This is a genomic window from Falsochrobactrum tianjinense (genome assembly GCF_019100495.1).
Lineage (GTDB): Bacteria > Pseudomonadota > Alphaproteobacteria > Rhizobiales > Rhizobiaceae > Brucella > Brucella tianjinense.
Window position 1 is genome coordinate 1,106,073 of record NZ_JAHRVA010000001.1, and the last position, 13,144, is coordinate 1,119,216.

The window sequence follows — 13,144 nt, forward strand, 5'->3', positions numbered from 1 at the left end:
GTGTCTTTCCTGCCGGCATGAAGACGCAATCCGCGTACGCCGGACGAGGCCCTGAAGGCTGTCGTCCTGGCTGGGATGCATCTGCCGGGTGATTCTGGGTTCGCTGGAATGAAAGCTGCTGTCTTCGCGCGCGATGGCCTCGTGGCGATCACGGTCTTCAGGCTTGCAATGGTCAGTCTTGCTTGACCCATAGCTATTCCAAACGAAACGACCTCATATATGACCCGAAAAAGCCGGGCCGACCTGTTTGCTCTTTCCGAGCACTGGCGACAGCGCGTATCCATGCGCAGTCGGCCGATTGAGAACGAAAGCGGCAGAGAGCCGTATTTCCGTCGAATTCTGTGCGGTTATCGGGATGACGAAATTACATACGCCACTGTTTTTGCAGCTTTCCTCGCGGTTCTTTTAAAAAAAACCAGCAAACGATTCTTGCAGCTACTCCATAACCTACCTTAGCTTTTATGGCGTCGCTTGAGCTATGACAAGGGAGAATATCAATTGATGCCTGTCATCGCATTTTTGCCGAAAGCCACTTATAAACTCTGACAGGCCATTATAATCGGTGGAAAGCAGGCTCGAAAGCTTTCATTAACTAGAGTTTTATACGGATGATTTTATGATATCCCTACAGGTTGGGACGAAGCGAAATTCCGGGTCCGGAGTTATTGCTGTCAGACATTCCATAACGTTTCGATTGTGACGGTGAATGCATTATCTCGGTCATGGACATGGAAAAAGGGCGCAGCCTGCCGTGCAGATGCTGCTCGTACTTGCGTCGTTGCTGTGTGCGGCTTTGACAAGTATCGGTTTTGCGACGGCGGCGGAACCTCCGCAGGTACCTCTGTCTGCACTGACATTTCGTATGGCTGGAGACGATTTACGGATGCGTGTCGTCGTCATGTTCAACCGCAAGCCGTCCTTTTCAACACTCCTTTTGGATAATCCGCACCGTCTGGTGCTGGATCTTCCCGAAACACGATTTGGCTTCGACAAGAAAAGCCTTGAGGCGAGGGGGATTGTGTCCCGCGTGCGTTATGGTCTTGTCGGCAAGGGCCGCTCGCGCCTCATTTTGACATTACGCGGACCATTCAATGTCGAAAACATACGCGTGCTTCAAAACACGAATGCGCCGGGCTATCGCCTTGTTGCCGATATCGTGGCCGCATCGGATCGGGAATTCATCGAAAAACTGAATGCGCAACGCGATGTAACGGGTTCGACAGAGCGCAGCGAAGCGCCCGTTGCGGCGGCATTGCCAAGCCAAGTCGGTGAAACGCGGCCTTTTACCGTCATGATTGATCCCGGCCATGGTGGAATTGACAGTGGCGCCGAGAGCCTGAGCGGCATCAAGGAAAAAAACCTTACGCTGGCTGTGGGGCGTGAGTTACGGGATCGGCTAGCACAGGAAGATAATATCCGGGTCCTTATGACGCGCGATGACGACACGTTTCTGCGTCTTTCGGAGCGTGTGCGGCTGGCGCGCCAGCATGAAGCCGATCTCTTCGTTTCCATCCATGCCGATACGATAACGCAACATGATATTCGCGGCGCGACTGTTTATACGATTTCCGATAAGGCTTCGGACTCTGTCGCGCGTGCTATGGCCGAACGCGAAAACAAATCCGATAACGTCGCTGGTGTCGTTCCCGAAGAAGAGCCGGAAGTGACCGATATCCTGCTCGACCTTACGCGCCGGGAAACGCACACCTTTTCCCTAAGCTTCGCCGAAAAGGTAATCGAGCAGCTTCGGGGGCAGATCAATCTCATCAATAACCCGCATCGCTATGCCGGTTTTCAGGTGTTGCGCGCGCCAGATGTGCCGTCTGTACTGATCGAAATCGGCTACCTCTCCAATCCGGAGGACGAAAAGCTCATCAGAAATCCCCAATGGCGGAGCAAGCTGGTGGATCGGATTGCTCTGGCTATCAAATCTTTTGAGGTATTAAAACGCCCTGCGGCTTTCACAAAAGGGTAGGTGCATAAACTTTAGCAGGGGTTGATATTCGCCTCCTCTTATAAGATGCATGCTTGCAACAGTTTCCTCTATTTTTATCCCCACACTCCCCTTGTATGCGTTAAATTGGTAAAAACAGGGAAACGAACTTGCCTTTGACGCATTTGGTGGTCACTAACCAGCTATTGCCTCTATGGTAAAATGGATCGTAACGGCATAATGCATCGAATGGGAGGCTGTGATGCCGTTCCCTTTATATGCGAATAATCTGACGGCAGGATTCCGGATTTATGGTAAGGTTAATCGGATATTTCTTCGGGATTGGGACGGTTCTGATGCTGCTGGTGGCAGGCGGGGCGGCCCTTTACGTGGGAAGTCTCACAAACGACCTTCCGGATTATGAAGTGCTCGCAAAATACGAGCCGCCGGTTCTGACGCGCGTCCATGCATCCGATGGCAGCCTCATGGCCGAATTTGCGCGCGAGCGCCGTCTCTACCTGCCCATTCAGGCAATGCCGAATCGTGTGAAGGCTGCTTTTATCTCTGCCGAAGACAAGACCTTTTATGAGCATCACGGCCTCGATTTTGGTGGCCTTGCCCGCGCGGTCGTCACTAACCTCAAGAATATGGGTTCCGGTCGCCGCCCGGTCGGTGCATCCACGATTACGCAGCAGGTCGCAAAGAACTTCCTTCTGACCTCCAATCAGACCTACGATCGCAAGATCAAGGAAGCGATTCTTGCAATGCGCATCGAGCAGGCCTATTCCAAGGATCGTATTCTTGAACTTTATCTCAACGAGATTTTCTTTGGCCTCGGATCCTATGGTATTGCTAGCGCGGCTCTGTCCTATTTTGACAAATCGGTTGGCGAATTGACCATTGCGGAAACGGCTTATCTGGCAGCCTTGCCGAAAGGTCCAAACAATTATCATCCCTTCCGTCACCCTGATCGCGCGATTGAACGCCGCAATTGGGTTATCGATCGTATGACCGAGAATGGCTACATTACCACGGAAGAGGCGGATGAAGCGAAGAAAGAGCCGCTCGGCGTGAAGCCGCGCACTGCCACGCGCTATCTTTTCGCTTCCGAATATTTCACCGAGGAAGTGCGCCGCCAGATCATCCAGAAATACGGCGTCGACGCTCTTTATGAAGGCGGGTTGTCGGTTCGTACGACGCTCAATCCGGCCATGCAGGTTAATGCGCGCAAGTCTCTGCAAGCCGCATTGCTACGCTATGATGAGGCACGTGGCTGGCGCGGCCCCCTCAAGAATGCTGATCTCGGCAGCGACTGGGGTGCGGCATTCGGCGATATGCAGGCGTTTTCGGATGTGCCGGAATGGCAATTGGCCATTGTCCTCAATGTTTCTGCCGCAGGTGCAGATATCGGGCTGCAACCGCCGCTTGAGGGATCAGGCTCGCGAAGCAATGAGCGCAAGCGTGCCTTTATCGCTGCCGACGACATGAAATGGGCGATGCGCATTATCAATATAGGCGGCAAGCGCAGCAGCGCCAAATCGCCCGAAGGCGTCTTGCAACGTGGAGATATCATCTATGTCTCCAAAACCGATGGCGATTCCCGCTACCGTTTGCAACAGCCGCCGAAACTCGAAGGCGCGCTGGTCGCGATGGACCCGCATACCGGACGTGTTCTGGCTTTGGTTGGCGGGTTCTCCTACGCCGAGTCCGAGTTCAACCGCGCGACGCAGGCTTATCGTCAGCCAGGATCGTCATTCAAGCCTTTCGTTTATGCGGCCGCGCTCGATAATGGCTACACGCCCGCATCCGTGGTTCTGGATGGGCCGCTGGAGGTCGACCAGGGCGGCTCGCTCGGTATCTGGGCACCCAAAAATTATTCGGGAAAATTCTCCGGCCCATCGACCCTGCGCTATGGCATCGAACAGTCGCGTAACGTTATGACCGTGCGCCTTGCGCAGGATCTGGGCATGAAAACGGTTGCGGAATACGCGGAACGTTTCGGCCTCTATGACAAGATGCTTCCAGTTCTGTCCATGTCGCTGGGGGCGGGGGAAACCACTGTCCTGCGCATGGTGACGGCCTATTCCGTTATCGCCAATGGCGGGCAGAGCATCACGCCATCGATGATCGATCGTATTCAGGATCGTTATGGCAAGACCGTGTTCAAACACGATGCGCGCCAGTGTGAAGGCTGCAATGCTTCCCAATGGGCCAATCAGGAAGAGCCGACGCTGATCGATGATCGTGATCAGGTGCTCGATCCGATGACCGCCTATCAGATAACTTCGATGATGGAAGGTGTGGTGCAGCGCGGCACGGCACGACTTTTGAAGAGCCTCGACCGCCCAATCGCTGGCAAGACCGGCACCACCAACGACGAGAAGGACGCTTGGTTCGTAGGCTTCACGCCTGATCTGGTCGTCGGAGTTTTCATGGGCTACGACACGCCGACCCCGTTAGGACGCGGCAATACCGGCGGTGCGCTTGCTGCGCCTGTGTTCAAGGCATTTATGACGGATGCACTCGCAGGAACGCCGAAGACCGATTTCCGCGTACCCGAAGGAATGACCTTGATCGCTATCAACCGTAAGACCGGTATGCGTGCTAATCAGGGCGATCCGAATCTTTTTATGGAAGCCTTCAAGCCGGGTACTGGCCCTTCGGACACCTATTCAGTCATTGGCATGGATCAGTTTCGTGAAGGTGCACCGGTCAATCCGCAATCTCCGCAGGCTACGCGGGCAATTAATTCGGGTTCCGGCGGGCTTTACTGAACTGCCTCTTTACACCGCGCGGCGCGCTAATTATGGTCCGCCGCGCTTGAGGGCTTCTGATAATGGCCTCCCGAGCCTGGATGAAACGGAGCCTGCATTGTGTCGGGCTGGTGTTTTTCCATATATGTACCGCTTTAGTGAAGGAACGATTTGCCCATGCGCGCGGAAATCGAGACGCTGGTTGACGAAATCCAGCAGGCCATAAGCCTGCTGAGGAGGCATCTTTGACTGGGATCAGGCAATCAAACGTCTGGGCTATCTGAATCAGAGAGCTGAAGACCCATCCTTGTGGAACGATGCCCAGGAAGCCCAGAAGCTGATGCGTGAACGCCAGCAACTGGACGACAGTATCAATGGCATTAACAATCTGACTCAAATGCTCAATGACAGCGTCGAACTCATCGCCATGGGCGAGGAGGAAGGCGACAAGTCGGTCATCGAGGATGCGGAAAACACCATCCGCGAACTCAAGAACGAAACCGATCGCCGCCAGATCGATATGCTGCTTTCAGGAGAGGCGGACGCCAACGACACCTATGTCGAAGTGCATGCTGGTGCGGGTGGAACCGAAAGCCAGGACTGGGCTTCGATGTTGCTACGCATGTATACACGCTGGGCTGAGCGCAGCGGGCGCAAGGTCGAGGTCATGGAAGTGCACGACGGTGAAGAAGCGGGCATCAAGTCTGCCACCATTCTCGTCAAGGGACATAATTCCTACGGTATGCTCAAGACTGAATCGGGCGTGCATCGTCTGGTTCGTATTTCGCCCTATGATTCGAATGCACGCCGCCATACGTCGTTCGCCAGTATCTGGGTCTATCCTGTCATCGATGACAATATCGAGGTACAGGTGACGGAAGCGGATGTGCGTATCGATACCTATCGCGCTTCGGGCGCGGGCGGACAGCACGTCAACACGACCGATTCCGCCGTTCGTATCACGCATATCGCAACAGGTATCGTCGTGCAGTGTCAGGCCGAGCGCTCGCAGCACAAGAATCGCGAAAAAGCGTGGTCGATGTTGCGCGCCCGCCTTTACGAGGAAGAGCTGAAAAAGCGCGAGGATGCGACGGACGCTGCCAATGCCGGTAAGACCGATATTGGTTGGGGACATCAGATTCGCTCTTATGTGCTTCAGCCCTATCAGCTTGTGAAGGATCTGCGCACCGGTGTTGAAAGCACCAATCCGCAAGAGGTGCTGGACGGCACGGTGACGCCTTTCATGGAGGCGGCACTCGCGCACCGCATCCACGGTGGTGCCGAGTTTGTCGAAGACATCGAATGATATGATAAACCCGGCCAGATGCCGGGTTTATTCTTTGAATAGTTTACAATCGGAACATCAACTACGCTACGCTTTGGGCGCAGGCCCGGTTATAATTGGATCGATGCCAAAAGCCTCAAGGGCTTCCGTGGGGACAAGTGAATCTGGCTGATCAATCTCCTGCGGTGCGGTTTCCGAAGGCTTTTCCGGCAAGGGCTGCATGCGGGCTATCTGCTGCTCATCGGCATTTGCGCCAGCATAGCTAAGTAACACCACGACAAGCGCGGCGCAGAACCCGGGCAGAAAATGGCGGCGATGTTTATCGCTCATAGAGCCGTAATATCCACATATTGAATTGGCCTGATTCCATACCACGCCCAATTTAGGTAGCCTGAATATCATAATACCGATTACAGCGCATCAAGGTTAACAAAAACTTGGTGGGATAGGTATGCTTTCCGATCATCACGACTGGGGTCGCGGATGGCAGCCATTCATGGTCGAAGCATCCGAGCGGATTCGAGTACGGCTGACGCATGGTCGGCCACTTTCACCTTGTTCCAGACTTGCGCAATGCGCCCATCGGCATCAATCAGAAAAGTCGTACGCTCTACGCCCATATATTTGCGGCCATACATACTCTTTTCGACCCAGACGCCATAGGCTTCCAGAGCCGTTTTATCCTCATCGGCAACAAGATCGACGCTCAATCCGTGCTTTTTGCGAAATTTTGCGTGTTTTTCGATGCTATCAGGTGAGATTCCGATGATCTGCGTATCTATCTCGTCAAATTCTGGCTTCAATTGTGAGAAATCTAGCGCTTCTCTGGTGCAGCCTGAAGTGTCGTCTTTCGGATAGAAATAGAGAACTACAGCTTTGCCTTTCAGCGACGAAAGGGAGATCGTCTCATTATTATCGGAAGGCAATGTGAAGTCGGGTGCTGTGTCTCCAGGCTGGGGATGAGCCATATCAAAGCCTTTCTTTTATGGATATGCATGAAAACTGCCTGTTATATTTCGAGCTATCGCATTCGGGCCCCGCTTGTGCAACTATTCCTGCGCACCGGCTGCTGCTCGGGCAGAAGTAAAATGAAAAATAGGACATTATCGGGTTCTCACGGTCATTTCGTGAGGCCGTTATTTACGGAACGAGCTATTCGGCTGGAATATTGACAGGTAGACCGAGCAAAATCCGCTTCAGCAAGCGGGAGTTGAAGAGAATCGAACGCCTTGCCGAGGAAGGCGCGGCGGGTGTCGTGCAGACTCCGTTTCGCTCGCGTCGCTCCTTTCTTTCGTTGTGCTCCCACGCTTTTCTTTCTCTTTGCATTATTCTCATTCTGCTTGGCGGCGCAGGGTTTGTGGTCTTGCGTGAAGGCGTGAATAGTAATCTTCTGCGCGATGAGGCGCAAAAGGGCCTCATCGATATTCTTGGCCCCAAGGCTTCCGCTTCAATTGGCAGTGCCGCCCTTTCGCTCGACGGCAACAGTCTTGTGGCCATGGAAGCGCAGGATGTTTCGATTTTCGATCCCGAGCAGGGCATTGAAATTCGAAATATAGAATCCGTGCGGCTGGGCCTTGCGCCGCTGCCGCTTCTAACCGGCACACTTCGCGTTGCCGAACTGGAAGTTGATGGCGCTACTTTCGATGTACCCGAGCAGGAAGGGGCCGGTTTTTGGAAATCGCTGCCTTATGACAAGCGCGGCTTTATCGATTTCGATGCGGTTTCAGAAGAGATTTTCGCAGCGATGCGCCGCAACCTCGAATTGCTGCGCGATCAGAATACGCAGGCGATCGGGCTGATGAACAGCACGATTCGTTTCAAGACCGGCGATACGATACAAAGCCTTCAGGTGCAGAAACTAAGACTACTCGAAAATTCGGGCAAGATAGCAATCGAGGGCGCTGTCGTATGGAATGGCAAAACGATTATCCTGTCTGGCAATATAGATCGTAAAGATCAAAAGAACGATCTTGAGGCGTTCCAACTTGATATCAGAAATATTCCGGTTGATCTGGGTTCGCCCGAAGAAGTTGCACCAATTATCGGTAATCGCGTCAATCCCGCCCATTTTGAACTGGACGGCAATGCAACCCTGCGCTTGTCGGGGCAAGCAGCGAAGGGGGATGAACCGGAGCGTCTGACGGCGGAAGTGGAAATCGGCAGTATCGACATGCAGTTAGGGAAGGTAGAGGGTGTTCGCGGTCGCTCCCTGTTACGTCTCGAACATGCCGTCGGTAGCGGAAAGATCGAAATCCGGCCTTCCCACCTTGAGCTTGGTGGATTGCAGGTGCAATTCAACGGCGCTTTCGGACCCGAACCGGAAGCCGAAAATAATAGAGCAGGAACAGGCTATCGCTTTGAGGTTCTGACGAGTTCCGCGACCAGTATGCCGACGGAGTCGAGCGGCCCGCAATTGTCGTTTGGCGCGCGGATTGCGGGGCGCTTTCTGGCCGACCAGCAGCGAATTCAGTTCTCCGGCCTTGATGTTAAGACTGCCACCGGCGAGCTTTACGGGCAAGGCAGTATGGGCTTCGGGAATGGTTCACCGGAGATGATCTTCATGCTGCGTATTCCTCATATGCCAGTCGCAGATGCCAAGCACCTCTGGCCTATCGATGTGGCGGATGGCGCTCGGGAATGGGTGCTCAAGAACCTTTTTGGCGGAACATTGACCGACAGCCGCATCGATATTTCTCTTGCAGGCGGACGCTTCAATGGTCCGGGCCTTCCGCCGCCGCTGATGCGAGACGAGATAAAAGCTGATTTTAACATTTCGGACACGCGTTTCGACGTCATTGGCGAACTGCCGCCTGTGCGCGATGTTGATGGGACGATTTCGGTTCGCGGCGCTCATGCAACAATAAATCTGCAAAAAGGTGTGGCCTATACGGCTGATAACCGGCAGGCTACGGTTACGGACGGTACGCTGATTATTCCATGGGGGCCGCAGCGGCCGGTGATCGCCGACCTTGATTTGACGGTTTCCGGAGAGGCGGCGGCAATTGCTGAAATTGCCGGGAAAAAGCCCATCGACATTCTCAAGAATATTCCCTTCAAGCCCAAGGACGTGACCGGTGATGTTAGCTCGCGGGTGAAAGTCGCCTTCGCGGTGTCAAAGGGCGCACCGCCGGGAACGTTGAAATGGAATGCTGATATCGGCTTTTCAGGCCTTGCCATTTCGCAGCGCGTGGGTGGTTCGATGGTCAGTGAGGCGACGGGGAATATTAAAATCGATCAGGCAGCGGCAATCATCACTGCGGATGCGCGGCTTGATGGAGTTCCAGCGAAAATTTCAATGACGGAGCCAGTGGATCGTTCCGGTCCGGTGAAGCAGGATCAGAAAATCAGGCTTGAGATCGACGATAAGAGCCGCGGCAGGATTCTACCTGATTTGGACGGAGTATTATCCGGCCCCCTTATCGTTGATCTTGGTATGAAGGAAGGCGACAAGCGCCATGTTCAGGCCGATTTGAGCAAGACGCAGATTAGCCTTCCTTGGCTAGGATGGCGAAAGGGAAGCGGCGTTCCGGCAAAATTGACGTTTGACCTGATCGAGAATGGCGAGGGCAATTTCGATATTCGCAATCTTGTTCTGACCGGCGATACATTTGGCGCCAAAGGCGGACTTTCTATCGTCGACGGCAATCTGCAATCGGCGAATTTCAGTGAAATGCGTCTCAATCGCTCTGACAGGCTCTCAGTAAAAGCGGCAAGAAACTCGGGCGGCTATCGGATTAGCGTTAAGGGAACGCAGTTCGATGCCCGTTCGCTCATCAAGCAGGTGTCCGACCTCGACAAAAAGAGTGTAGAAGCGGAACGCAGTAATGTCCGCCTTGTTGTTAGCGCGCAAATTGACGAAGTGAGCGGGTTCCATGACGAAAAGCTACGCAATGTAGCCGTGTCCTATGAAAAGGCGGGAAGCAAGGTTTCCGGAATGTCGATCAATGCATTGACCTCTTCTGGCCAGTCTTTCGTTGCCACAAATAATGATCAGGGCGATGCGCGTTCCATTTCCTTGCAGTCCAATGATGCGGGTGCGGTACTGCGTTTCTTTGACTTTTATGACAAGATACGTGGCGGCAAGATCACGGTCGGACTGACGGGGCAGGGGAACGGCCCCTTGAGCGGTCAGATCGATGCTCGCGATTTCGCCATCATCAACGAACCACGACTGGCAAAAATTGTTTCCAGTACACCGGACAGTGGCGGCACAAGTCTCAATCAGGCAGTGAAGCGTAATCTCGATGTTTCGCGTGTCGATATTGAGCGCGGGTTTTCCCTGATCGAAAAGGGGGAAGACTATCTCAAGCTTTCCAGAGGTGTGGTGCGCGGTCCCTCTGTCGGAACCACTTTTCAGGGCACGCTTTACGATGCCAAGGGAGATATGTCGATTACCGGAACATTCATGCCTGCTTATGGAGTGAACCGTATTTTCGGAGAAGTGCCGATTTTCGGGGCCTTGCTGGGCAATGGCCGCGATCGCGGCTTGCTTGGCATTACTTTCAAGCTTGAGGGAAACGCCAAGCAGCCGCAGGTCATCGTCAATCCGATTTCCATCATTGCGCCTGGCATTTTCCGCTCGATTTTTGAATTCTGACCAAGAATCCGGGAGCCATGCCAAAAATAAAGCCGGGCTGTCCCGGCTTTATTGTTTCATCTCGTTGAAATCATCAGGCGGGGCGAATCAGCACATGGCGCTTCTTGCCCAGAGAGACCTTGATGACACCCTGATCGTTGAGAACGGTCGAGTTGATGATCATGCGCGGATCGCTGACGGGGTCGTCATTGATACGCACCGCACCGCCTTCGATGTGACGGCGTGCTTCGCCATTGGTGGTACACATCTCCGCCAGAACCATCAGTGCCAGAACACCAATTCCTTCGTTGAGGGTGGCCTTGTGAACGCCGACCGTCGGCAGATTGCTCGACAATTCGCCTTCCTCGAAGGTCTTTCTCGCGGTCTCGGCGGCTTCTTCGGCGGCATCACGGCCATGTAGGATGGCAGTAATTTCCGTTGCCAGTACCTTTTTTGCCTCGTTGATTTCAGCACCGCCCAGCGCGGCTAGCTTGGCGATTTCGTCCAGCGGCAAGGTCGTATAGAGCTTGAGAAAGCGTTCTACGTCTGCATCTTCGGTATTGCGCCAGTATTGCCAGAAATCATAGGCGCTGAGCATATCGGCATTGAGCCAGATCGCCCCGCCCAGGGATTTGCCCATTTTCTGGCCGGATGCGGTGGTCAGCAAGGGCGAGGTGAGGGCGTAAAGCTGGGGCGTGCCCATGCGGTGGCCAAGGTCGATGCCGTTGACAATATTGCCCCACTGATCCGAGCCCCCCATCTGAAGGCGCATGTCATAACGCTTGCTCAATTCGACAAAGTCGTAAGCTTGCAGGATCATGTAATTGAATTCGAGGAACGAGAGCGACTGCTCACGCTCAAGACGCAGCTTCACCGAATCAAACGAAAGCATCCGGTTGACCGAGAAATGACGACCTACATCACGCAGGAATTCGAGATAGTTGATATCGCGGAGCCAGTCGGCATTGTTGACCATCAGTGCGTCGGTCGGACCATCGCCAAAGGTCAGGTAGTTCGCAAAAACACGCTGAATGCCGGCAATATTTTCGGCAATCGTGTCTTCGGTCATCAGCTTGCGCGCTTCGTCCTTGAAGGATGGATCGCCCACCATGCCAGTACCGCCACCCATAAGGGTTACGGGCTTGTGGCCGGTCTGCTGGAGCCAGTGAAGCATCATAATCTGGATCAGCCCGCCAGCGTGAAGGCTTGGCGCTGTAGGGTCGAAGCCGATATAGGCGGTCACGGTTTCCTTGGCCAACAATTCGTCCAGACCGCTTTCATCGGAGATTTGATGAATGAAGCCGCGCTCGGAAAGCGTGCGAAGAAAATCGGATTTGAAACCGGACATGCCCTTTTCCTGACTGATGAGGCGAGATTGTAATTGGCGGTAAGTAAGTGCTTACTGCATTGAGATATTTTGCCTTTAACATCATTTAACCGGGAATAACAAGGAAACTCCCGTATGAGCAATCTAAAACGCGCCATAGGTCTGATGAGCGGAACTTCGATGGACGGTATCGACATCGCGCTATTGACCACCGATGGCGAAAACCGCGTCGAGCGCGGCCCCTCCCATGCAATGTCCTATTCGGACGGGTTTCGTGCGCGATTGAAGGCGGCGCTCCTTGACGCGCGGAGCATTGCCGAACGCGCTGACCGTCCCGGTATTCTGCAACGGCTGGAGCGCGACCTGACTTTGCTTCATGCCGTGGCCATTCAGGATTTTCTTCACGAATACGGGCTGAAGCCCGAGGAGATCGACGTCATCGGCTTTCATGGCCAGACGGTTTTACATCGACCGCAGGAGGCTCTTACCGTGCAACTTGGCGATGGCGCTCTGCTGGCCTCAGAGACGCGCATCCCTGTAATCTATGACATGCGTGCGGAAGATATGCGCAATGGAGGCGAAGGCGCCCCCCTGATCCCTGCCTATCATACGGCTCTGTCCGCAAATCTGCCAATTGGTCTCGAAGGCCCGGTCGTGTTCGTCAATATTGGCGGAATATCCAATCTGACCTATGTGGGTGAAGATGGCGCGCTGATCGCCTACGATAGCGGTCCGGGCAATATGCTGATCGATCAATGGATGGAATTGCACGAGCAGGGCAGTTTTGACGCGGGCGGAGCGGTCGCAATGAGCGGCCATGTGGTTGGGAATATCGCCAATCGCTATCTTGATCACGAGTTTTTCAAGGGCAATCGCCGTCGCTCTCTGGACCGGGGAGATTTCACGGTGCCTGCCAGGGAAGAAATGTCCATGGTGAATGGCGCGCGTACGCTGGCTTTTGTGAGTGCCGCCGCGATCCTGCGTTCGGCATCTCATCTGCCTGCGACGCCGCGCACCTATATTGTCAGCGGTGGCGGACGCAAGAATCAGGCCATCATGGCCGAGTTTTCAGCACTTGCCCAATGCGACGATGCTCGGGTTATCGACGCTGATAATGCTGGCTTTGACGGCGATGCGATGGAAGCGGAGGCTTGGGCCTATCTGGCCGTTCGCTCGTTACGGGGCTTGCCTTTGACCTATCCTTCGACCACTGGCTGCGACAGGTCGGTTTCAGGCGGTGTTTTGGTTGCGCCATAAAAAACCGGCGGGA

Annotated in this window: 8 protein-coding genes and 1 pseudogene; 6 read left to right on the top strand and 3 right to left on the bottom strand. The window is 54.2% G+C overall.

From position 1 onward, the window contains the following. The 4 genes and pseudogenes from KUG47_RS16830 to prfB all read left to right on the top strand — a co-directional run bounded on the left by KUG47_RS16830 (nucleotide 1) and on the right by prfB (nucleotide 5,992). Nucleotides 1-186: pseudogene (locus KUG47_RS16830) on the top strand (hypothetical protein). 520 nt (nucleotides 187-706) lie between these two features. Beyond that, on the top strand, nucleotides 707-1,975 hold the full coding sequence (locus KUG47_RS05320; RefSeq protein WP_217676858.1) for an N-acetylmuramoyl-L-alanine amidase: 1,269 nt from the start codon (nucleotides 707-709) through the stop codon (nucleotides 1,973-1,975). Nucleotides 1,976-2,244: 269 nt separating this feature from the next. Further along, the gene (locus KUG47_RS05325; RefSeq protein ID WP_217676860.1) at nucleotides 2,245-4,707 is read left to right on the top strand and encodes a penicillin-binding protein 1A; all 2,463 of its coding nucleotides are present in this window, start codon (nucleotides 2,245-2,247) and stop codon (nucleotides 4,705-4,707) included. A 156-nt stretch (nucleotides 4,708-4,863) separates the two neighbouring features. Then, a protein-coding gene (gene prfB, locus KUG47_RS05330) for a peptide chain release factor 2 (RefSeq protein WP_217676861.1) occupies nucleotides 4,864-5,992 on the top strand; the annotation gives its coding sequence in 2 pieces (ribosomal slippage) (nucleotides 4,864-4,932 and nucleotides 4,934-5,992; 1,128 coding nt in all). Nucleotides 5,993-6,058: 66 nt separating this feature from the next. On the opposite strand, the gene KUG47_RS05335 is transcribed toward prfB, so the two are convergent. Both KUG47_RS05335 and bcp read right to left on the bottom strand, forming a co-directional pair. Further along, complete coding sequence (locus KUG47_RS05335; protein ID WP_217676863.1) at nucleotides 6,059-6,301, bottom strand: hypothetical protein; 243 nt, start codon at nucleotides 6,299-6,301, stop codon at nucleotides 6,059-6,061. Nucleotides 6,302-6,465: 164 nt separating this feature from the next. Then, a complete protein-coding gene (gene bcp / locus KUG47_RS05340) occupies nucleotides 6,466-6,939 on the bottom strand; it encodes a thioredoxin-dependent thiol peroxidase (RefSeq protein ID WP_217676864.1) in 474 nt (157 codons plus the stop codon). 242 nt (nucleotides 6,940-7,181) lie between these two features. On the opposite strand from bcp, the gene KUG47_RS05345 reads away from it, so the two are divergent. Then, on the top strand, nucleotides 7,182-10,568 hold the full coding sequence (locus tag KUG47_RS05345) for an AsmA family protein (RefSeq protein WP_217676865.1): 3,387 nt from the start codon (nucleotides 7,182-7,184) through the stop codon (nucleotides 10,566-10,568). A gap of 73 nt (nucleotides 10,569-10,641) precedes the next feature. Here KUG47_RS05345 and tyrS read toward each other — a convergent pair whose 3' ends face one another. Further along, a complete protein-coding gene (gene tyrS, locus KUG47_RS05350; RefSeq protein WP_217676866.1) occupies nucleotides 10,642-11,895 on the bottom strand; it encodes a tyrosine--tRNA ligase in 1,254 nt (417 codons plus the stop codon). Between the two features lie 114 nt (nucleotides 11,896-12,009). On the opposite strand from tyrS, the gene KUG47_RS05355 reads away from it, so the two are divergent. Next, the gene (locus KUG47_RS05355) at nucleotides 12,010-13,131 is read left to right on the top strand and encodes an anhydro-N-acetylmuramic acid kinase (RefSeq protein WP_217676867.1); all 1,122 of its coding nucleotides are present in this window, start codon (nucleotides 12,010-12,012) and stop codon (nucleotides 13,129-13,131) included. Nucleotides 13,132-13,144: the final 13 nt, after the last annotated feature.

Coding starts and splice junctions, on each gene's coding strand:
- KUG47_RS05320 (WP_217676858.1), top strand. CDS start 707: ATGCATTATCTCGGTCATGGACATGGAAAAAGGGCGCAGCCTGCCGTG.
- KUG47_RS05355 (WP_217676867.1), top strand. CDS start 12,010: ATGAGCAATCTAAAACGCGCCATAGGTCTGATGAGCGGAACTTCGATG.
- bcp (WP_217676864.1), bottom strand. CDS start 6,939: ATGGCTCATCCCCAGCCTGGAGACACAGCACCCGACTTCACATTGCCT.
- KUG47_RS05335 (WP_217676863.1), bottom strand. CDS start 6,301: ATGAGCGATAAACATCGCCGCCATTTTCTGCCCGGGTTCTGCGCCGCG.
- tyrS (WP_217676866.1), bottom strand. CDS start 11,895: ATGTCCGGTTTCAAATCCGATTTTCTTCGCACGCTTTCCGAGCGCGGC.
- KUG47_RS05325 (WP_217676860.1), top strand. CDS start 2,245: ATGGTAAGGTTAATCGGATATTTCTTCGGGATTGGGACGGTTCTGATG.